Source organism: Paenibacillus gyeongsangnamensis, from assembly GCF_027533625.1.
GTDB classification, from domain to species: Bacteria; Bacillota; Bacilli; order Paenibacillales; family NBRC-103111; genus Paenibacillus_G; species Paenibacillus_G gyeongsangnamensis.
In genome coordinates this window covers 229,716-249,737 of sequence record NZ_JAQAGZ010000005.1, presented here as the reverse complement: position 1 = coordinate 249,737, position 20,022 = coordinate 229,716, and the positions used below count along the sequence as shown (strand labels likewise).

Genomic DNA, 20,022 nt, shown 5'->3' with positions numbered 1-20,022 from the left:
ATATTAGGGTTTCTCGTCAATCTGAACTCCTTATCGGAGTCCTTCAAAGCAGCCAGATCAAGATAAACCGTCCGGAATTACCGGACGGTCCTATTGTGTGCCAAATTATTTAAATGCCTCGGCAAATTTATTAACGACTACTTTCTCGAACGGGACGTTAATCCCTTCAAACGTCACATTCATATCATAGCCTTTCTTCGTTATTACCGGCTTTTTCGAAAAGGCCTCGTAGTTTATCTCCTTGGAGAATTTATTGGACAGCTGGTGGAAGGACCATTTTTCTATCCCGCCAACCATTACAATGGAGGTAGACCATATGGAAACCTGCAAAGAGATGGTATCCAGCGGATTCGGGTATGCCATACTTCCCGATATTGTGCTTGGCGATACCGAATACAAGTATCGAATCCAGCTGAGAACAAAACATGGGGAGCCGATCCTGCGTAAATCCTGGATGATTTATCGGAAGGATTCGCTGCAAATTTCTTTGATCCATGCGTTTGTCGATTTTATCAAGAGTTTAAATTTAATGTAATGATTATAAAGTAAAAATATTTTCATTTATGTAATTAGATAAAAAATTATTATTTCTAATATTGAACAGTTCAAAAACGGAATTCCTCCGGGCTGCACTCCCCTTCCCTAATGCTAATGGAACTCGGAGCAACTGCTTGCCCCCTGCATTCATCCCCCGAAACCTAAAGTTTCCTAATTATAACTATCCTCCTATTCCTACCCTTTACTGAAAAAAACAAAAATACGCCGGAGGAAAGCTTCCTCCGGCGATTTCATTAATGTCATTGCTTCAGCTCCGCGATCAAGCGCTTCGCGTCGCCGAGCGGGGTGGAGATCGTCTCGTAAATCTTCAGCACGAGCGGCGCCTCCATTTGGTCGGTGCTGCCGTTGTCGAAGGCGATCGTCTGCTCTCCGCTCATTAAGCGGCTGTCTCCCGTAAGCGCAAAGCTCTTGTAAGTGAGCCGTGTGCCGGCGCCGTTCTCCAGCTGCATGAAGAGCTTCTGGTTTACCGGATCGGCGACCACCTCGTCGGTCGTGTTCACATCCAGCGACATTTTCACTTTGTAGGTGTACGTGTAAGCCCGCGTCGCCGGGTTCGTGCCCGCCACCGTTGTGAGCACCCAGCTGCCGAGCTTCAGCTCATACGGGTACATCTGCAGCGTCGTCGTGCCTAGATCAGTATTCTGCACTGCTGCAAAAGCTTCCGAAATCGGCGATTTCACCGCAGCTGCGGCGGATGGTGCTGCGGCAGCGGCAGCGGACGCGGCCGGGGCCGTTCCCGCAGCCGGAGTCGCCGGCGTGGAAGAGGCTGTCGCCGGAGCGGCAACTGCCGCCGGCTCAAGCAGACGGAACTTGAACTGCTCTTCCTTCTCGGATTTTGGAACGGTGAACGTGTAGTTCACAATCGCTCCCAGACCCGGAAGCACTTCCTTCACGGGACTCGCCATCCGCACGCCGCTGTAATAGACGCCTTGACTGTTGCCGAGATCCGCGCCGACCTCCGGCACCGCGAGGGAGCTGCCGCCGTTGTTGACGTATCTTACCTTCGCCACGACCGTACGGTACTGCTGTCCCTCGTTCTCGAACCACTGCAGGCCCATGAGCGATACCGCCATTTGCGGGCTAATCGCCTGGCTCACCGGATCGACCGCAAGCGGCTTGCCGAACTCATACACCGGCAGCGCGCTCCCCGAAGCCGAAGCGTTGTCGCTTGGCAGCTGTACGCCGATTCGGCCGATGTAATAGGTCGACGGCGCGGTTTGCCCTTGCTTCAGGAATGATTCGGGTGTCAGCACATAGAAGGCGGACAACTTCGCATCGTTGGTTGTCGTGATGCTGAAGTGAATATATTTCTGTTCGCCTGGATTCAGCGCGACTGGCCCCTGCTCGGCTCGCTTGCCAATAAAGGACTGGCCTTCCGACTTGCCGCTCAGCGTGAAATCCGGCACCGTCTCCGTAGCGGAGCCGGGATTATCCACCTTCATCTGCACGGTGTAGGTCGGGGCTTGGCCGCTGAACTGCTTGGTTACGCTGACGGCCGTGTATTTCAGCCCCGACGTGATGCCCGGAATGAGGAATGATTCGCTCCATGCCTTAAGGGAAGCGTCCGGCAGTACCGCGTCGCTGCCGTGCCATACCTTGGCGCTGACCGGCGCGTCGGCGAGCAGCGTCTCCACCTTCGGATACACCTCCATATTGACATCGACGAGCGCCAGGTCCGTTACCGCGAGATCGGCCTGCGTATCCGGCTCCGCCATATAGCTCAGCTCGACATAGCTCTGCGGCGGAATCGATTTCGGATTGGCGGCGCTCGGCTGCAGAATGTAAGGCGCGCCGCCGGTCGTCAGGGCGCGAAGCTCGTAGTCCGGAATCCGCGAGGCGGTCAGCGATGTGTTATACAGCTTGATCACCGCTCCGATGCGCCAGCCGGTCGGCGTCTTCTCCTGCAGGACGCTCTTCACCTGCGCTTGCGTGGAGCTGTTCAATACGTACAGCTGCTCGGCGGCAGGAGCGGCAGCCGGCTCGGCGGCATAGGCCGGGGCCACGCCCAGTGCGACGGACGATGCGAGCAGTACGGTGGACAATCGGGTTTTCCATTGCATGTTCATAACTTAATTCCTCCTGTTTACCTTAGATGTAAGAATGGGTTAAGCCTTGGACGGCTCTTGAGCCGGCGCCGGGACCTGCGAGGCCGCCCGGTCCGAGGGAGACGGCGCAGGGGCGGCGGCCTGCGCCACCTTGCGCTTGGTCTTGAACAGCAGGACGAGCGGAATGCACAGCAGTACGGGAATGGCGGATACGTAGAACGTATCGGCGATGCCCCGGACGAGCGCTTCCTTCTGCATGATCCCGGCCAAATAGGCAGCCGCCGAACCGCCGGCCGTAGCGGCGTCTACTCCCCCCTGCATAATCGCGGAAGAAAGCATCGATATCGTTTGGTTCGCCGGCAAGGAATCCACCGTGACGCTTTCGTTGATTTGATTGTAATGCATCGTTTGGCGGCTGCTCATGATTGCCGTCAGGATCGTGATCCCCATCGAAGCGGCAACCTGCCGGACGACGTTGGATAGCGAGGAAGCGCGCGACACGTCCGGCGTCGGGATGTTGATCATCCCGATCTGGGTAAGCGGCATCATGCACATGCCGATCCCGATGCCCCGAATGATGAGAAGCGTATCAAGCCAGTGGTTCGGCGTATCCTGGGTCAGCAAGTGCAGCTCCACCGTGGTCGTACCTAGAATGGTGAGTCCGATTACGCCGAGCACCTTTACGCCCACCTTCTCTACCAGCTTGCCGGTAATCGGCATCATGAAGGCCATCGCGAGCGATTGGGGCATCAAGAGCAGCCCGGTTTGCATCGGCGTGAGGCCTTGAATGTTTTGCAGATAGATCGGCGTCAGGAAGGTTCCTCCGTACATGCCCATCATAACGAGCGACGACGCGATGACGCTCATCGTGAAGTTGGAATCCTTAAATACCCTCAGATTGAGCAGCGGGTTGCTGACGCCGAGCTCGACCCAAATGAACAGCAGCAAACTGAAGAAGCTCACATAGAACAAGCTTACGATGTAGAGCGAGGTCCAGCCCTCCGACTGACCTTTACTGAGCGCCAGCAGCAGGCAGCCGAAGAACAGCATGGAGAAGATCATTCCCCATACATCCAGCTTCAGCCCCTTCTTCTGCGGGGTAGGCTTCAGCAGCACCTTGCCCAGAATGACGGCGGCGATCCCGAACGGGATCGACATGAAGAACAGCAGCCGCCAGCTGTAATACTGAATGATATAGCCGCCGAGCGTAGGACCGAGCGCCGGCGCCACCATCGTCGCGACGCCCCACATACCGAGCGCCGTGCCTACTTTTTCCCGGGGGAACGTGGAGTAAATGATCGACATGCCGATCGGCATGATGAAGCCTCCGGCAAGTCCCGTCACGATCCGGAATAAGATCAGGCTGGAGTCGCTCCAGGCCAGACCGCACAGGATTGAGCCGACGGTGAAGCCGGCGACGGACAGGACGAATAAATTTTTGGCGCCCAGCGTATCTCCGAGGAAACCGCTGAGCGGAATGACGACGGCGGAGGCGAGCATATACCCCGTGATGACCCATTGAATCGTAGCTACTGTGGAACCGAACACCGTGACGAACTGGGGCAGCGCCACGTTCATCAGACTGCTGTTCAGCACGGCCACGAACGTCCCCATGACGATGGCGATCAGAGCCAGAGAGCTGCCTCCTCCTTCAGCGGGCTTCGGAACTGCATTGGAATCCGACATGCGCGTTCCTCCTACTCCGCTTTAACTTTCGTACCTTCGGCCAGCTTGTCGCCGGGGCTTACCACGATCGGCTCGCTGCGCTGCAGCTGCTCGTTCGGCTGAACGTACACCCAGTCCTGGTTCTTGTCTTCCGTCTTCACCTCGACGAGATGAGCCGTTCCGTTCTGAACCTTCACCACGAAGGTTTTGCCGTCCTTCTTCACGAGCGCCGACTTCGGCACCTCCAGCTTGCTTTGCGGCGTACCCTGAAGATTCACTTCCGCCACCATCCCCGCAAGCAGTAGCCCGTCCTTATTGTCCACGGTAACCTTCACCGGGAAGGTGCTGCTGTTCGGATTCGATACCGGGCTGACGAATTGAACGGTGCCCTGGAATGTCTTGCCCGGTACGTTCTGCGTTTTCACTTCAACCGGCGAGCCGGCTTTGATCGAGCCGATCTGATTGTCCGCCACGCTCAGCTCAACCTGTACGTGATCCATCGCCACTACCGAGAAAAGCGGAACGCCGGGCGAGGCCATTTCGCCGGCCTGAATGCTCTTCTTCACGACGATACCGTCGATCGGGGCAGTTACGGTAGCGTTGGACAGGGCGCTGTTCGCAAGCGTGAGTCCCGCGTTCAGCCGTTCGATGTCGGCCTGCATGGCCTTGATCGTATTGTCCGTCGGGCCGATCTTGGCGAGCTCCAGCTTCGCCTTCGCGCCCTGCACGGCAGCGGCCGCCGATTTCTGCGACGCGACGGCCTGCGAGTAGCCGGCGCGGGCCTTCTCGTAATCGAGCGTGCCGCGCTCAAGGTCTTCCTTGGCCACGGTCGAGCTCGTATCGTACAAGTTGCGGAGCCGGTTGTACGTGCTCTGCGCGAGATCGAAGCCCGCCTTGGCCTGATCGGCTGCGGCATTCGCCGTATCCAGCGCCGCCTGCGCCTGCTGGACCGCGCTCTCGAGCCCTTGAATCTCCTGCGAGCGCGCTCCGGCCTCGGCATCGTTCAGCTTCGCCTCGGCTGCCGTCACGCCGGCCTCCGCCTGCTTCACCTGCTGGGTCAAATCGTCGGTCTCCAGCTGCAGGAGAACGTCGCCCTTCTTCACCTTGGCGCCTTCTTCGACCTGGATGGCGGACACCTTGCCCGCCACCTTGGAGACGACCTTGACCTCCTGGTCGGGAATGATTTTACCGCTGAGGCCCGCCTCGGACGTCTGGCCCAGCTTGATCGTCTTCACGGGCGTTTCGCCGCCGGCCGCTCCCTGGACGCTCGGCGTGCCGCAGCCGGGAAGCGCCGTGAAGGCGGCGAGTGTCAGCATCGCAGGTACCCAAAGCTTCTTATGTTTATTCCTCTTCATCGTATCGTTTACTCCCCTTCGTCAGTTCCCATTGACGTGAATTTTGACGGTTGTGTTCATTCCGGGCGACAGATCGAAGCCCATTTGGTCATCGATCGATATTTTGATCGGCACCCGCTGGGTCACTTTCGTGAAGTTGCCGCTCGTATTCGTTGCCGGCAGCAGGGAAAAGGTCGACGCCGTCGCTTTGCTGATGTCGATAATCTTGCCGGTGAGGTGCGCGTTCGGGTACGTGTCGACCGCAATGTCGACCTTTTGGCCGAGCTGCAGCCGGTTGATGGAAGTTTCTTCAATGTTCGCGGATATGTATAAACGCGCCTTATCCACCACCATGGCAACCGTTTGTCCGGGAGAAGCGATTTCGCCCGCTTTCACGAGCTCCTTAATGACCGTGCCTTCGATCGGCGACCGCAGCGTCGCTTGATCCAGCATGCTCGTGGACAGGTTCGTGCTGTCCTGCTGTCCGATAATTTGGTCCGCGAGCACGTGATCCCCTTCCGCCACCTGCAGCGAGGTGACTTTGCCGCTGACCCGCGGAATCACCTTATAAATGTCGCCGGCGATGCGCGAATCCTCCGTTTTCACGAAATTGTGGCCCTGATACCAGAAGTTATAGCCGACGCCGCCCCCCACGACGACCGCTGCGGCCAAAATAACTACTAAAACGCTCTTACGCTTCATGGCTTCTCCTCAACCTTCTTCTCCAAAATAATCTCTGCGAGCCGCTCCGGCTCCTAGGCGGCATCTCTTGCAAAGCTATTGCATCTCTTGCAGCGCAGGGGTCCCGCCCCAGACCGGTCTTTGCTCCTGCATCTTCGCGAGATTGGCGGCAAAGCAAGAATAGACGCGGTTCAGCGCCTGCAAATCGTCCTCCGTCACGCCTTCCATCAATCGGTCGATCAGACGCCCTTTCAGCATCCGGATTTCCTGCACGACCCGCTTGCCTTCCTCGCTCAGCTCCAAATAAATCACCCGGCGGTCCGCTTCGTCCCGGTTGCGCTCGATGAGTCCCTTCTCCGCCAGCTTGTCGCACAGCATCGTGAGCGCCCCGGATGAAATGCACATGAAATCGGCGGCATCGGACGTTTTATGCATCGCCTTGCTGTCCAGGAACTTCAGCAAATTCGCTTGCGGCATCGTCAAGTGCAGCGGACTCATGTGGCTCCATTCGGAAAAAATTCGTTTGTAGATCAACCGGTGCATCTGCTCCAAAAGATCGACACGGTTGCTCGGCTCCATCTTACAATCACTCCTTCTGCAGTTCCTCCCATCCGCTCCTATCCTTTAACCATTGAATCTTTCCCTTCAGAAATATTAAAAATCATAACATTTCGCACTACGAAATATTTACTTAGAAAATAATATCAGTTTTTTCTCCGGCTGAAAATGGCCCAAACCGGGCATTGTTGGAACTGGCTAACGCCCAGGACGGAATAATCTAGCTCTTTCTCCTCTTTTTGCATCGGGGCTTGCTTTTTCATCATGATTGGAAAATATTCCCTCAACATTAACAAAACCTTAATATAAGATTAATAAAAGTCAGAGGGAAATTTTACAATTCGACTATATAATCGAATTGTTCTATAAATTTGGAGGTGTTCACCACTTATGGGAAAGACTTTTAAAGTAATTTCTTCGCTCGCGTTGAGCAGCTGCCTCTTGACAGCCGGCCTCTTCAACGTCGATGGTAACGTATCCCCTGCCTACGCTGCCGAACAAGCGGGACAAGCATCCATCTATATCGCTCCGATCGATCGTGCCAAATTTTTGGCGGGATCCAAATTCGACTTTCGCGTGGAATTGAATCAATTGAGCGCTATGCCTGGCTCTGTAAGCATTACGGTTAACGGCCAGGATGCCGAGGCGTTTTTCGGTAAAAAGTTTGTCAAAACGAATACCGACAAGAGCCAGGAATTCACGATCCGCGACGTATCGATCGATAAAGCAGGTACATACGAAGTAGCCGTGAAGGCGGACGGCTTGTCCAAGACGGTGAAATACGAAGCGGTAACGGCCGACAACAGCGGCAAAAAAGCGAAGAATGTCATCCTGTTCATCGGCGACGGCATGGCGTTTCCGGATATTACGATCTCCAGAATCATGTCCAAAGGCATGACCGAAGGAAAATACAACGGTCTGATGGAGATGGACAAGTTCGATCAGCGCGCCGTTGTCACCACCTCCGGCATGGATTCCGTCGTTACGGACTCGGCCAACAGCGCAAGCGCCTACAATACCGGCCACAAATCCGCCGTGAACGGCCTCGGCATTTACCCGGACAATACTCCGGACTCGCTGGACGATCCGAAGGTGGAGACGCTGGCCGAAATGATTAAGCGGACCAAAGGCATGTCCGTAGGGGTTGTCAGCACTTCCGAAATCGAAGACGCTACGCCGGCCGCCGTCGTATCCCACACGCGCCGCCGTTCCGACAAAGCGGAAATCGCGGAGATGCTGTACAAAGTTCAACCTGAAGTGATTCTGGGCGGAGGCTCGGCTTATTTCCTTCCGAAATCCACGGCAGGCTCCAAGCGCAAAGACGAGAAAAACCTGTTCGATATGTTCCAGCAAAAAGGCTACGACATTGCAGAAAATGCGACGCAATTGAAGCAAGCGAGCGGCTCCAAGCTTCTTGGCCTGTTCCACCCGGCCGATATGAGCGTTTATTACGACCGGTCCACGAATAATAAAGCCGAATTGAAATCCTTTACCGATCAGCCGAACCTGTGGGATATGACGCAAAAAGCGATCGACGTGCTCAGCAAGAACGACAAAGGCTTCTTCCTCATGGTAGAAGGCGCGAGCATCGATAAGCAGCTTCATCCGCTTGACTGGGAGCGCGCCGCCTACGATACGATCGAAATGGACAAAGCCATCGGCGTTGCAAAACGTTTTGCCGAGAATAACGGCGATACCTTGATTGTTGTAACCGCCGATCACTCGCATTCGGTAAGCATCGCAGGCACGTATTGGGAAGGCGACGGGAAATCGGGCAGAGACGCCGTTCGCACCTACGCCGAATCGGAGTTCCCGACTTATGTCGACTCGAACGGAGACGGGTTCCCGGACAGTCCGGACGTAGACCGCAAGCTGGCTGTCGTCTTCGGAGCTCATCCGGATTACTACGAGGATTACAAATTCGACTCGGTTCCAACGTCCCCTACGGTAAACAAGGACGGCAAGTATGTGGCGAATCCGGCCAAGCTGGCGGATCCGAACGACCCTAACCGGGACCGCTTCCTGCAGACCGGCTCCATCCCTTACAATGAAAGCCAAGGCGTCCACACGGCGGATGACGTTCCGCTGATGGCTTACGGACCAGGGGCGAGCTATTTCAAAGGCACCATGGACAATACGGATGTCTTCTACGGCATGGCCAATGCCCTCGGTTTACATTTGGTTGACGTTCAGTCGGACGGTAAAAACTGGATTCCGCTTGCTACCTTCGTCAACCTGATGGGCGGCACGGTCAAATACGATGCGGCCCGCCGCGAAATTACGATGCTTGTCAATACGAATACCGTCACGTTGAACTTGAACAGCGGCAAAGCTACCAAGAACGGCAAGGATGTGGCGCTGGACTTCAAATTCGATAACGGCACGACATATGTTAACAGCAGCACCATTCTGGATGTCCTGGCGAAATAATCGGATTCGCCCGGCACACAACAGCCTAGAAGACTGGAGGCGTTCCCTATGCTGTTAAAGGTAAACAGCAGGCTCGTTTCGGCTGCCTGCTTGACTGCCCTCACGCTATTCGCTTCCGGATGCAATCAACCGGCTCCCCCGCTTACGGGGGGGGCGGTTGATTTGTCCGTTCAAGGGACGCAGGCGGCGTCCGGCACCGAAGCTCCCAAGCAGGCCGGCGAGAAGGCGAAAGAAACCGCGAAGCCCGCTCCGCCGCAGGAACCAATCGCTTCAGACCAGCCGCAAATCTCTTCTGATAAAACAGCTTCACCTGCAGATCGTTCCGGCTCGGTTGCCGCGAATGGAACGGAAGCACCTAAGGAACCTGCGCCCGCAGCCGCCAAATCTGCCGAGTCCCCCAAACCTGCTCCGCCCGTTAACCAAGCCCCGCCTGATCCGGCGCAGCCCCCGGTATCCGGGCAGCCGGCCAAGGCGGAACCCCCGGCCAAGCAAGCCGAAGCTGCCGGGAGCGCCGCGAAGGCCGAGGAAAACATCGTAAAGCAAGCCGGCAAGCCGGGCACGTTGACATTCCAGGAGCTGTATTCGGAGGTTACGGTGCGCGGAATCAAATTTTCGGAGAAAGTAAACGGTCTGAACGGAAAGAAAGTCGAGATGTCGGGGTACATGGCGCCGCCGCTTGCGGCCAAGGTCGATTTCTTCGTCCTGACGAAGGTCGCTCTGACGATCTGCCCTTTTTGCTCTTCGGATGCGGATTGGCCGCAGGACATCGTGGTCGTCTTCATGCCCAAGGATAAAGCCATCGCTCCGACGGACCATCCTGTGAAGGTAACCGGCACCTTAAGCGTGGGCTCGCAGACGGACGACAAGACAGGCTTCGTCAGCTTGGTCCGCATCATGGCCGATAAAGTGGAGGTACTGAAATAATGCTTGATCTGGAACACGTCACTAAATCCTACCGACTGCCCGGGAACGAGTTCGTCGATGTTCTCTCCATTGAGAGCTTTCGCATGGATGCCGGAGAACGGGTCGCCCTGATCGGGCCGAGCGGTTCCGGGAAAAGTACGCTGCTGAATATTATTGCGGGGATCATTCGGCCTACTGCAGGAACGATCCGCATTCTGGAGCAGCAGCTCGATCAGCTCCCTGAACCAGAGCTGGACCGTTTCCGCGCGCGCCATATCGGCTATGTGTTCCAGAGCTTCAACCTGCTGCCCGGATTCACGGCGCTGGAGAATGTGCTGGCCGCCATGCGATTCGGCGGCATAGTTCCAAGGCGGGAGCAGAGAAAGCGCGCCTCCGAGCTTCTCACGCAGGTAGGGCTCGAGCATCGGCTCCATCACAAGCCGTCGCAGCTCAGCAGCGGAGAGCAGCAGCGCGTATCCATCGCCAGGGCGCTAGCCAACCGTCCTTCTCTCGTACTGGCCGATGAACCGACAGCCAGCCTGGATGTTCACCATGCCTCGCAAGTATTCTCTTTGCTGGTCGAGGTCTGCCGCGCCAACGGCGCGGCGCTCCTGCTGTGCACTCACGACCTTGAATTAGCCGGCCGGCTGGAGCGGATCGTGAACCTTCGGGATATTTCAGATGCAGGAAAAGAGGTCGGTTGAGCATGTCTTTACTCTATATGGCTTGGCGCAATCTCATCAACCGCCGTATTCAAACCTTGATTACCGTCATCGTCGTGTCCGTCGGCATCGCCATGACGCTCAGCATTCTGCTCCTTTCCGGAGGCATCAAGCAGGGGATTGTGAAGGCTAGCGAGCCCTTCGGGATGATCGTCGGCTCCAAAGGCAGCGCAAACCAGTTGGTCTTCAATACGATTTTTATGATGGATAACCCGCTGGCCAATATTTCTCTCGGCTACTACCAGTCGTTGGAGCAGGACCCCCGCGTTACGCTGGCTGTGCCGTTTGCCCTGGGGGACAATTATAAAGGGTTCCGTATCGTAGGAACGAGCCCCCGTTTCTTTACTCTCAAGGGGACGCCGGTGGACCCTCCTTATTTCCAGCTGGCTTCCGGGCGGATCTTCGAGAAGCCGTTCGAAGCGGTGATCGGTGCCAAGGTAGCGAAGGAAACCGGGCTACGCGTCGGCGACACCTTTATTTCCGGCCATGGCGTGGCCCGATCGCTTGAGGAAGACCACACGCATGATCAGAATCCTTACACCGTTGTCGGCATTCTGCGCCGTGTCTCCGCTCCATCGGATCAAGGCGTTTATGTAAGCATGGACAGCTATTGGGTCAGCCATGAGCACGGAGACCATCATGAAGGCAGTCCCTCCGGGAATTCCGTGCCTACCGGGAACGGTAAGCCGGCCGCGGATGGACACGACGGGGATGACCACGATGAAGCTCTCGGTGTGACCGCCGCGCTGATCAAACCGAAAAGCTATATCGATCTGATGAAGCTGTATCAGGAGATCAATCAGACCAAGGATGCGCAGGCCGTATTCCCGGGCCAAGTCATTGCCAAGCTGTTCGATATGATAGGCAGCGGCGAAGCCGTCCTGAAATACATCAGCTATGTCGTCCTCGGCATGGCGGGACTCACGATCGTCCTGGCCTTGTACGGCTCCACCCTGGAGCGGCGCCGTACCGTGTCCATTCTGCGTGCGCTGGGCGCCGGAAGAAACAGCGTCCTGTCGATCGTGATGCTCGAATCGCTGCTGGTGGTTTCGCTCGGATGTATCGGCGGCATTGCGCTCGGCGCCGTATTATCCGGCGCTCTCTCCTATTACATCGGCGCACAGAGCTCCATTACCGTCGCCTACACCTACGATTGGAGTCTGCTCACCGTCATCGCTGCCGTAGGCCTGCTGGGTCTAGCGGCGGGCATCGTGCCGGCATTGGGGGCATACCGCACGGAAACGGCGCGCTATTTGAATTTGAATTAGCGGCTCTTAGCCTCAGCATGCTATAACATGGCCGGGTAGTGAAGATAGGTTCCACTGAGCTGTGGAGAACCTGCCTTCACTAATGCCCGGCCTTCGGCCGTTTTACGGGGTAACGGGAGTTCCTTCGGAACCTGGGCGGTAGTCCCCCTACCGTTCGTTATCGCTGAGTGATCCTAGGTCCTTCCATGTACTCGGAAGTTCACTATAGCCCGTCACATGGTGCGTCTGACGTTCCGTTAGTGAACCCAGGTTCCTTAGTAGCGACCCTGGATTCACTAACGACAGGCCATCGGCCGGTTTGCGGGCTGTAGTGATCCTCCGTTCGTTACTAGTGAACCTGGGGCCCCCCATGTACCCGGAAGTTCACTATAGCCCGTCACATGGCGGTCGCATACGGTACTGAACCTAGGTTCCACTAGGTCCTTTTTGCTTCGGAAACCCATACGTTTGAGCATAAAGAGGGCAGGGGTATGGGGTTCAACAGCTTCCCCATACCTCTGCCCTCTTCTCTCTCTTTGCTATTATCGTCGGCTAATCGGTATTCAAATCCTTACGCGCCCTAATAGTACCTGGTAACCTCTCTCCGCGGCAAGCTTCCCACTTAAACGGCCGAGCATCCCCATGTTCCCACTTATCGTTCTTGCTGCAGCAGGAGCTTTATTTTATTCTGCAACGCTGCAGAATCGGTCGGACCAAGGATTCGCTCGGTAATTATGCCTTCCTTGTTCACCAGATAAGTCGTCGGAATTTGTACGATGCGATAAGCCTCCGCCGCCTCAGTCCCGGGATCCAGCAGTACGGGAAAAGGAATCTTATATTCTCTAACGAAGGCATTCACCGCTGACGCTTCGTCTTTACCTGTGACGGCCACGAGCTCGATCTGATCCCGATAAGTTTCGTATATGGCCGACAATGCTGGCATTTCCTCCTTGCACGGCTCACACCAAGAAGCCCAAAAATTAATAATCATCGGCTTACCTTCTCCCGGCTTCAGCGTGTACGCTTGTCCGTTAAGAAGCGATAGGCGGAAAGGCGGGGCCGGCTGGCCAATCTTCGCCCATACCTCCTGAGGCTTTCCCTTATGATTCCAAAGCGTTAAGATCGTCGCGCACAAGATAAGTATGATAAGGAAGACCTGCTTTTTCATCGAGCTGCTCCCGTATCCAGAGTTGAACAAGAAGCTCATCCATCACTTCGTCGTTCGTCCTTTATTCTAGCGGTTGCCCCGAACCCAGGCAAGAGATTCCGCACAAGAAATGTAAGCCCTGCAGTAACAAAAAGCCCCGCTCCAAAGAGCAGGGCCTGGTGCGCACGCGCGCCGCCGTTCGTATTGTAAAAAGCCTGCGGCTGAAGCGGCCGGACATCCGGCGCGCGGTGTGGCGTTGCATGACGGCGGTCTAAAACATCGCGGCCCTCCTAGCTTTACCGCCTGATCACACCGTTCCCGGCGTCCTCGCCCATCCGTTCCTTTAGTTGCTGCAAATACAAGCTCCGCGGCTCGACATGAACGCCGTACCTGTCCCAATGTCCGTCCTGCCGCGGCCGCATATCGTGCTCGTTGGGAAGGAACGGCGGCGTCTGCTTCCCGACATGTCCGACCGCATAATTTTGCGCGGTCGGGGGCTGCTGAAGGGTCAGCTCGCCTTCCGTGTTCCACGCAACGTAGTTCGCTCCCGCCCAGCCGTGCCCGCTGCCCATCCAGCCGCGGTCGCGGATGTAGATCGGCGCCTTAACGCAATCGAACAGGCCGCCGACCGACCAGCGGTGATGCGGCTCGCTGGCGTTGAAATCGATCCGGGATTCGCAGTCCAGGAAGACGTTCGGACCGCAAACTCTGGCATTGAATACAAACGCATGACGGGCCGTCTCCACATCGCAGCGCTGCACGAGCGACAGCTGACCCGTTACATGAAAGGCGTAGCGCCGACCGCCGGTAATGATGCTGACCATCTCCCGGACCTTGCAGTCTTGCACGATGACCCACTTCGCATGCCGATCGATCGTAACGAGCGAATGATCCAGATGGAAGCCGGTCACATCCCTCACCCAAGCATGCTTCACATGGTTCAGAACAACGAAATTCACCAAGTGGTTTTCATCCGCGAAGTAGGCCGCGCCACCCGGCTTGCCGTCCACCTGGGTATCCGTTACCGACGGGTCGAAGTCGGATTCCACCCGCAGGTTCTCCACGCCCACTTGTTCGATGCGCCCCGAATCATCATAGCGCGCGAGAGCCCCGCTGCCCCAACGATGCTCGATGGCGCAAGTGATTGGAGCGTCCACCGTGATGCGGCTGCCGCAGATTTCCCTAATGACCCGGTCGAATTTCAGGTCGAACGGCTCCCACTGCTTCGTCCCCCCAGCCTTCGGCCGCGGGGTGATCGAGTCCATGCCGATCGCCGAAATCCACTCCGCATTCCCGCGCCGGATAACGGCCACCGTATCCCCTACGGCAAACGATCCGGCGTCCGCCACATGGAACGTTTCGGCCCCGGACGGAACGTACAAATCCGTAATTTCCGCAAACGCGTCGGCGGATATCACGGGTTCCCCGGCGCCCTCGATGCGGAGCATATCCCTTCGGCCCGCTCCAACGGCGTGAAGCACGGTGCCGTCCGCTTCCTGCCCTTCGCCCCGCAGCACGACGCCGCCGGTCCGGATATACAGCGTACCCGCTATCCGGTAGAAGCCCCGCCGCAGAAGCAGCGCCCCGCGGAACCCGTCCGGTCCGGGCGGCATCAGCGACAACCGGTCGATCGCCTCCTGAATTCTTGCCGTATCGTCGCCTTCCCCAGAAGGACCGAGCGTAAGCTTCACAGGCACGTCAGGCAGCGGTACGCCGCCGCCCATGTAGCCGCAGCGGGAAAAATCCGGAATCCGGTTACCCTTCGCATCCGGCACATAAACCAGCGTTCCGTCCGTGTCCAAATAGGCCGCCCGCGCCCCTTCCTCGCCTACGGTAAACGAGAACGCATCCTGCACCGGGGCTCTCCCGGGAATGCTGAGCACGAGACGGATTTCATACAGGCCTTCAGCCTGAGCCGCCTCTTCAGGGAACGCGACGATCCGCTCCTCTCCTGCCGGGATCGGCCCTTCGCCGGCCCGCGCCTTCACTTGTCCCGTCTTCACATGCACTAGCTCCGCCGATACGCCGAGCGAGAGCTCCGCCTTGATCCAGATGGAAGGCGGAGCTTCTCCCGCCGCCAGCACCGCGGGCCGGCCGGTCTCCTGCCGCAGCGCCGGATGCCGCAGAGCGATTCGTCCGAAGTCGCAGGCCTGGTCATTGGCAGGCCCCATCTCGTTCATTGCCTTTGTCATGACCCTGTCACTCGCTTTCCGCCCCGGAGACAGCCGCTTCCCCGGCACCCGCGCTTTCGGGGAACCGGTAGGTGACCCAGCGCTGCGTACGGGCCGATTCAATGGCGCCGCTGACCATCAGGAACGTCCTGATATTATCGGTAATATCCGTAGCGGCCTTCGTTCCCTCCAGGACGGCATCCTTGAACATATCCAGCGTAACCTTTTTGCTCTCGGCCGTGCCGTCCGGAAGCGCAAGCTCCTCCCGGCTCCCGTCCCTTCTCACCACGTATGGCACATCTTCCGTCAGCTCGACGGCGCCTTCGCTGCCCGTAATCCGGAAATTGCCGTTCCATGGCGTCAGCGAACCCGTTTCCTCCAGGCTGCCGAAATAATTGACCCGGATGCCTCCCGGGAACTCGAAGAACGCTCCGTTCACCATGCTCCCCTCGCACCAGGTCCAGGACGGACGGAAGCCCTGCGCGCAGACCGATATCGGGTCGGAACCAAGCAAATACCGCATCAGATCAAAATGGTGAACGCTTACATCGGTAAACAGAATATCAGGCGAGGAGACGCGCCACGTTCCGCGGCGGACATTGTGCAGCCGGCGGAAGCTCCACTCCACGTAAGCGGGGTCTCCTATTATACCGTCGTCCAGCGCCCGCTTGACGGCGCCGATCGGAGCACTCCAGCGGTAGTTCTGGTTCACCACCACCTGCTTGCCGTAGACCGAGCGCTTCTCGTAAAGGGTCATCGCTTCCTCGATCGAGTAGGATAACGGCTTCTCGGTCAGCACGTGCAACCCGGCCTCCAGCGCCTTCAGCGCCAAAGCCACATGCGTCCGCGGCGGCGTAACGATCAGTACGGCATCCGCCGAGACGGCCCCCAGCGCCTCTTCCAGCGTTCCGAACGCAGGGATGCCCTGGTCCTGCAGGATGGTCCGGGCCTCGTTAACGGCCTCTTCGGACAAATCCACCAGCGCCGCCATGCGGTATTCCGGATGAGCTGCGATAGATTTTAACCAGGCTCGGCCGAAGCCGCCTACGCCAACTTGAATCAAGGACAGGGTCATTAGGTAAATCCTCCTAAATTTATCGTCTTTTGAGTCATTTTATATCAGCCGAGGTGCATGCTCAATGGGGTAACTTACTTTGCTATGTGCTAATTTACTGTGTTATGTGTTTTTTAAAAGGCAGTGCGGCCAAAAATTAAGCATGAAATGTGTTTTTTGTCGTTTTTTGCCGGAATTCGGGCAGGAAGGCTTGGTTTTACGGCGAAGGAGGGATATAATAAGAGTACATGAATCTACAGATTGGACTGAACAATAGCCATGAAAAAAGTTGGAAGAAACGACGCCTGCCCCTGCGGCAGCGGGAAAAAGTATAAACACTGCTGTCTGCCGCTGGACAACGCCTCCGGGATCATTCGGCTGCTGCCGGACCCGGAAGTGGTCGAAGCCTCGCGGGCGAACGGCGAAAGAATGCTGACATCGCTCCTCGAGAACGCGCCGTGGGGAACTCCGCAGTACCGCGAGACGGCGCAGGATTTGCTCAACCGGATGAAAGACAGCTATGAGACGTCCGTCATTGAGAAAGCGCTCCAGCTGTGGCTGATGTATTCGACGCGGGAAATGCCGCAAATCCGCAAAGCCGGTGTGATGCAGGCGGCCATCGAATATTCGATAGCGACGCTCTACGGCATGCCGGAAGTGACCCAGTCGCATTTGGCTGAAAAATATGAAGTCTCCCCCGGAACCATCTCGCAGCGGGCGCAGAAGATTCTGGAAGCGGCGCAGGATGCCGGTTTTGCCGTACGGGAAGCGGCGGATCCTTCCGCTAACGGCGAGCCGGACCAGTTAAGCGTGGAGCGCGCGATGCGGGATCTGACCAAACAGCTCGAATCCAACAAATTCGAGACGATTCAGGAGGCCCAAGCCTACTTCCAGCAATTGTTGTACGGCAAGAACGGCGGCTCCCAAGAGAAAGAATAAGCGTTCAACCGAAGAAGACCGAGCTTCCGATCCAAGGATCAGGAGTCTCGGTCTTCTTCTTTTTGCATGTACTGCTTGCGGTACATGCGCGGGGTCATCCCTTCGGTCCGCGCGAAGCAGCTGCCGAAGTAGGAGGCCTGGTTGAAGCCCGCCTCCTCCGCAATGCGGCCGATCGGCAGGTCGGTGTTCAGCAGCATTAATTTGGCCTGCTCCAGCCGGTAGCGCGTCAAATATTCCAAGGGCGTCAGTCCGAACACCTTGTTCATGCAGCGGGAAATGTAGGCCGGATGAAAGCTGAGGGCAGCCCCAAGCTCAGCGTAGCTGATCGGTTCCTTATAATGAATGCGAAGGTAGGTGGCCGCCTGCTCGGCCACTTGAACCGCCGGACCATCGCTGCCGCGGGTTTGCGCCGCCGCGAGCTCCTGCAGGATCTCCTGGAAGACGAGCTGATGCTGCCACTTGTTGCGGGAGAGGGTCTGCTCCTCGAGATACGCGAGGCGCTGCAGCTTCTCCGTGAGCGCGGGCAGCCTCGGAAGGCGTGTATATTGCGACAGCTTGATCGGGAAGGTGGCAAGGAAGAATTCCTCGTCCCGCTCCTGAAGCTCCTCCCGGGAACCGCCCGGTTCCGTATCCCCCGGCTCGATTCGTTCCCCTCCCCTCTGCCAGCTATCCGATACCGTCTCGCTCCAATGCCCCGCCGTCTGAAAATGCAGCCAATAATACTCCGTCGGCTCCGTGCAGGGAGCGGTGCCGTAATGAGGCTTATCGGGCCTCAGGATGACCGAATCCCCGCTTTCCAGCCGCCACTGCTGCTTCTCCTCGCCGATGTACAGCGTTCCGCTGCATACGACGAGCAGATCGAAGACACCGATCTTATTGCGGTTCGGATGCCTGAACCCTTCGGGCACCCGGGCCAGCCCGCTGACGATATAATGCGGCAAGGGCGGCACGTAAAATTGGATAAACGACATCATCCCACCTGCTCCCGAAGCAATTATAAAGAAATATTGAAGGTTCAGATCGTAATAATTTGCGTTTGAAAATTGATAGTTCCGTTCCACTATACCATTTATAATTTTCATATTCCAACACGAGCAATCACGCCTTGATTCCAGGGCAATTCTTAAGAAAAAGGGATGAAACGCTTTCATGAAAGATCCTGCTAAATTGACACTGTGGGGACTCGGCTGGCCGATCATGATCGAGATGTTTTTGCAATTTATGATCGGTACGGTCGATACCTTGATGGTCAGCCGTATTTCCGATGAGGCGGTAGCCGCGGTCGGGATATGCAACCAGTTTTTTCAAGTCGTGCTGGTCCTGTTCGTTACGATAGATAGCGGCATGGGTGTCGTCGTAGCCCAAAAGCTCGGCGCCGGCCGGACAGAGGAAGCCCGCAGTGCGGCCATTACGGCGCTGATCCTCAATATGCTCATCGGCCTGGTGCTCAGCTTGATTCTGCTGTTCGCCGCGGAGCCCATGGCTCGCCTTCTCCAAGTGCCGGAGGCCGTCATGCCACTTGCCGTTCCGTACCTGTCGATTGTCGGCGGAGGCACCTTCTTCACCGTGGTCGTCCTGACGCTAAACACCGTCATCCGTAATACCGGGAACACCCGGGGCCCGATGGTCATCGGCATTGGGATGAACCTGCTGCATATCGTCGGTAACGCGCTGTTTATTTACGGGGCGCTCGGGTTTCCGAAATGGGGACTCAGCGGCGTAGCCTGGTCCACGAATTTCAGCCGAATCGCGGCGCTGCTGTTCCTGTTCTATATTTTCCGGCAGGCGTTCCCGGTTCTGATCCGCATCCGCGACCTGAAGAAAATCGATGTGCCGATCCTGAAAGAAATCACCCGCATCGGCTGGCCGATGTCCATTAACGCCGCCTCCTGGACGTTTACGCAAATGATCATTTTCTCGATTATTGCGATGATGGGCGTTCATGAGCTGGCCGCCCGGACGTATATGAACACGATCGAATCGTTCTCCTTCTTATGCGGCTGGTCTCTCGCCATGGCGGTGCAGATCCAGATCGCCCATCTGTACGGGGCGGGCCGCATCGAGGAGGCTTACCGCGCCGCGTGGAAGGCTTTCTATGCCGGACTCGCCGTCGTGATGACGAATACGCTGCTTATGTATGTGTTCGGCAAACAAATTCTACACATCTTTACGGGCGACACCGACATCGTCCGGATCGGCCTCGTGCTGCTCGGCATGAATCTGCTGCTGCAGCCCGGCAAGATGGTGAACATGGCCTTCGGCAATGCGCTGACCGCCGTTGGGGATACCCGTTTCATTATGGCCTCCGGCTTCTTCTCGCTCTGGGTCATTTCCGTCGGAGTATCCTACTGGCTCGGCTTAACGCTCGGATGGGGACTTGTCGGCGTCTATATCGCCATGATCTCGGACGAAGCTATGCGCGGCCTGTTCTCCGTCATTCGTTGGAAGCGCAAGAGCTGGTATGGTGCAGCCCGTCCGGCTGCCGCCCGGTTCACCGAAGCCCGGTAAAAACGATGCACATACGACCAGGTTAAACGGCTACGCCGTCCTTGTCTTACAAGGACCAGC

General features: G+C 57.1%; 16 protein-coding genes. 7 read left to right on the top strand and 9 right to left on the bottom strand.

Annotation, left to right across the window (positions count from 1 at the left end; all coding sequences use genetic code 11):
• Window positions 1–241 precede the first annotated feature (241 nt).
• The gene (locus O9H85_RS09825; RefSeq protein ID WP_333474183.1) at window positions 242–535 is read left to right on the top strand and encodes a substrate-binding domain-containing protein; all 294 of its coding nucleotides are present in this window, start codon (window positions 242–244) and stop codon (window positions 533–535) included.
• 262 nt (window positions 536–797) lie between these two features.
• Here O9H85_RS09825 and O9H85_RS09820 read toward each other — a convergent pair whose 3' ends face one another.
• The 5 genes from O9H85_RS09820 to O9H85_RS09800 form a co-directional block, all read right to left on the bottom strand.
• Complete coding sequence (locus O9H85_RS09820) at window positions 798–2,624, bottom strand: hypothetical protein (protein WP_269881152.1); 1,827 nt, start codon at window positions 2,622–2,624, stop codon at window positions 798–800.
• Window positions 2,625–2,663: 39 nt separating this feature from the next.
• The gene (locus tag O9H85_RS09815) at window positions 2,664–4,289 is read right to left on the bottom strand and encodes a DHA2 family efflux MFS transporter permease subunit (RefSeq protein WP_269881151.1); all 1,626 of its coding nucleotides are present in this window, start codon (window positions 4,287–4,289) and stop codon (window positions 2,664–2,666) included.
• 11 nt (window positions 4,290–4,300) lie between these two features.
• The gene (locus O9H85_RS09810; protein ID WP_269881150.1) at window positions 4,301–5,623 is read right to left on the bottom strand and encodes an efflux RND transporter periplasmic adaptor subunit; all 1,323 of its coding nucleotides are present in this window, start codon (window positions 5,621–5,623) and stop codon (window positions 4,301–4,303) included.
• Window positions 5,624–5,644: 21 nt separating this feature from the next.
• Window positions 5,645–6,304, bottom strand: a complete 660-nt coding sequence (locus O9H85_RS09805) for an efflux RND transporter periplasmic adaptor subunit (RefSeq protein WP_269881149.1) — start codon at window positions 6,302–6,304, stop codon at window positions 5,645–5,647.
• Window positions 6,305–6,379: 75 nt separating this feature from the next.
• Window positions 6,380–6,862 carry a MarR family winged helix-turn-helix transcriptional regulator gene (locus tag O9H85_RS09800; RefSeq protein WP_269881148.1) on the bottom strand — a complete coding sequence of 161 codons (483 nt, stop codon included), beginning with the start codon at window positions 6,860–6,862 and terminating at the stop codon, window positions 6,380–6,382.
• A 369-nt stretch (window positions 6,863–7,231) separates the two neighbouring features.
• Between O9H85_RS09800 and O9H85_RS09795 the strand changes: the two genes are divergently transcribed.
• From O9H85_RS09795 to O9H85_RS09780, 4 genes are read left to right on the top strand one after another with little or no spacing between them, the layout of a single operon-like run.
• Entirely contained in the window at window positions 7,232–9,271 is a 2,040-nt protein-coding gene (locus tag O9H85_RS09795) for an alkaline phosphatase (protein ID WP_269881147.1), read from the top strand.
• A gap of 48 nt (window positions 9,272–9,319) precedes the next feature.
• Entirely contained in the window at window positions 9,320–10,195 is an 876-nt protein-coding gene (locus tag O9H85_RS09790) for a hypothetical protein (RefSeq protein ID WP_269881146.1), read from the top strand.
• Entirely contained in the window at window positions 10,195–10,878 is a 684-nt protein-coding gene (locus O9H85_RS09785; protein WP_269881145.1) for an ABC transporter ATP-binding protein, read from the top strand. Before O9H85_RS09790 ends, O9H85_RS09785 begins: the two co-directional genes overlap by 1 nt.
• A gap of 2 nt (window positions 10,879–10,880) precedes the next feature.
• On the top strand, window positions 10,881–12,164 hold the full coding sequence (locus O9H85_RS09780; RefSeq protein ID WP_269881144.1) for an ABC transporter permease: 1,284 nt from the start codon (window positions 10,881–10,883) through the stop codon (window positions 12,162–12,164).
• Window positions 12,165–12,795: 631 nt separating this feature from the next.
• On the opposite strand, the gene O9H85_RS09775 is transcribed toward O9H85_RS09780, so the two are convergent.
• The 3 genes from O9H85_RS09775 to O9H85_RS09765 all read right to left on the bottom strand — a co-directional run bounded on the left by O9H85_RS09775 (window position 12,796) and on the right by O9H85_RS09765 (window position 16,536).
• Window positions 12,796–13,311: a TlpA family protein disulfide reductase gene (locus O9H85_RS09775; protein ID WP_269881143.1), complete on the bottom strand. Its 516-nt coding sequence runs from the start codon at window positions 13,309–13,311 to the stop codon at window positions 12,796–12,798.
• Between the two features lie 275 nt (window positions 13,312–13,586).
• Window positions 13,587–15,482, bottom strand: a complete 1,896-nt coding sequence (locus tag O9H85_RS09770; RefSeq protein WP_269881142.1) for a hypothetical protein — start codon at window positions 15,480–15,482, stop codon at window positions 13,587–13,589.
• A gap of 7 nt (window positions 15,483–15,489) precedes the next feature.
• Window positions 15,490–16,536 (bottom strand): Gfo/Idh/MocA family protein, encoded by a 1,047-nt coding sequence (locus tag O9H85_RS09765; RefSeq protein ID WP_269881141.1) that lies wholly within the window; start codon window positions 16,534–16,536, stop codon window positions 15,490–15,492.
• Between the two features lie 258 nt (window positions 16,537–16,794).
• On the opposite strand from O9H85_RS09765, the gene O9H85_RS09760 reads away from it, so the two are divergent.
• The gene (locus O9H85_RS09760) at window positions 16,795–17,454 is read left to right on the top strand and encodes an SEC-C metal-binding domain-containing protein (protein WP_269881140.1); all 660 of its coding nucleotides are present in this window, start codon (window positions 16,795–16,797) and stop codon (window positions 17,452–17,454) included.
• 38 nt (window positions 17,455–17,492) lie between these two features.
• On the opposite strand, the gene O9H85_RS09755 is transcribed toward O9H85_RS09760, so the two are convergent.
• A complete protein-coding gene (locus O9H85_RS09755; RefSeq protein WP_269881139.1) occupies window positions 17,493–18,428 on the bottom strand; it encodes a helix-turn-helix transcriptional regulator in 936 nt (311 codons plus the stop codon).
• 175 nt (window positions 18,429–18,603) lie between these two features.
• Here O9H85_RS09755 and O9H85_RS09750 point away from each other — a divergent pair, with 175 nt between their 5' ends.
• Entirely contained in the window at window positions 18,604–19,962 is a 1,359-nt protein-coding gene (locus O9H85_RS09750; RefSeq protein WP_269881137.1) for an MATE family efflux transporter, read from the top strand.
• Window positions 19,963–20,022 lie beyond the last annotated feature (60 nt).

Coding starts and splice junctions, on each gene's coding strand:
- O9H85_RS09800 (WP_269881148.1), bottom strand. CDS start 6,862: ATGGAGCCGAGCAACCGTGTCGATCTTTTGGAGCAGATGCACCGGTTG.
- O9H85_RS09775 (WP_269881143.1), bottom strand. CDS start 13,311: ATGAAAAAGCAGGTCTTCCTTATCATACTTATCTTGTGCGCGACGATC.
- O9H85_RS09765 (WP_269881141.1), bottom strand. CDS start 16,536: ATGACCCTGTCCTTGATTCAAGTTGGCGTAGGCGGCTTCGGCCGAGCC.
- O9H85_RS09790 (WP_269881146.1), top strand. CDS start 9,320: ATGCTGTTAAAGGTAAACAGCAGGCTCGTTTCGGCTGCCTGCTTGACT.
- O9H85_RS09750 (WP_269881137.1), top strand. CDS start 18,604: ATGAAAGATCCTGCTAAATTGACACTGTGGGGACTCGGCTGGCCGATC.
- O9H85_RS09815 (WP_269881151.1), bottom strand. CDS start 4,289: ATGTCGGATTCCAATGCAGTTCCGAAGCCCGCTGAAGGAGGAGGCAGC.
- O9H85_RS09770 (WP_269881142.1), bottom strand. CDS start 15,482: ATGACAAAGGCAATGAACGAGATGGGGCCTGCCAATGACCAGGCCTGC.
- O9H85_RS09785 (WP_269881145.1), top strand. CDS start 10,195: ATGCTTGATCTGGAACACGTCACTAAATCCTACCGACTGCCCGGGAAC.
- O9H85_RS09780 (WP_269881144.1), top strand. CDS start 10,881: ATGTCTTTACTCTATATGGCTTGGCGCAATCTCATCAACCGCCGTATT.
- O9H85_RS09795 (WP_269881147.1), top strand. CDS start 7,232: ATGGGAAAGACTTTTAAAGTAATTTCTTCGCTCGCGTTGAGCAGCTGC.
- O9H85_RS09810 (WP_269881150.1), bottom strand. CDS start 5,623: ATGAAGAGGAATAAACATAAGAAGCTTTGGGTACCTGCGATGCTGACA.
- O9H85_RS09760 (WP_269881140.1), top strand. CDS start 16,795: ATGAAAAAAGTTGGAAGAAACGACGCCTGCCCCTGCGGCAGCGGGAAA.
- O9H85_RS09755 (WP_269881139.1), bottom strand. CDS start 18,428: ATGATGTCGTTTATCCAATTTTACGTGCCGCCCTTGCCGCATTATATC.
- O9H85_RS09805 (WP_269881149.1), bottom strand. CDS start 6,304: ATGAAGCGTAAGAGCGTTTTAGTAGTTATTTTGGCCGCAGCGGTCGTC.
- O9H85_RS09820 (WP_269881152.1), bottom strand. CDS start 2,624: ATGAACATGCAATGGAAAACCCGATTGTCCACCGTACTGCTCGCATCG.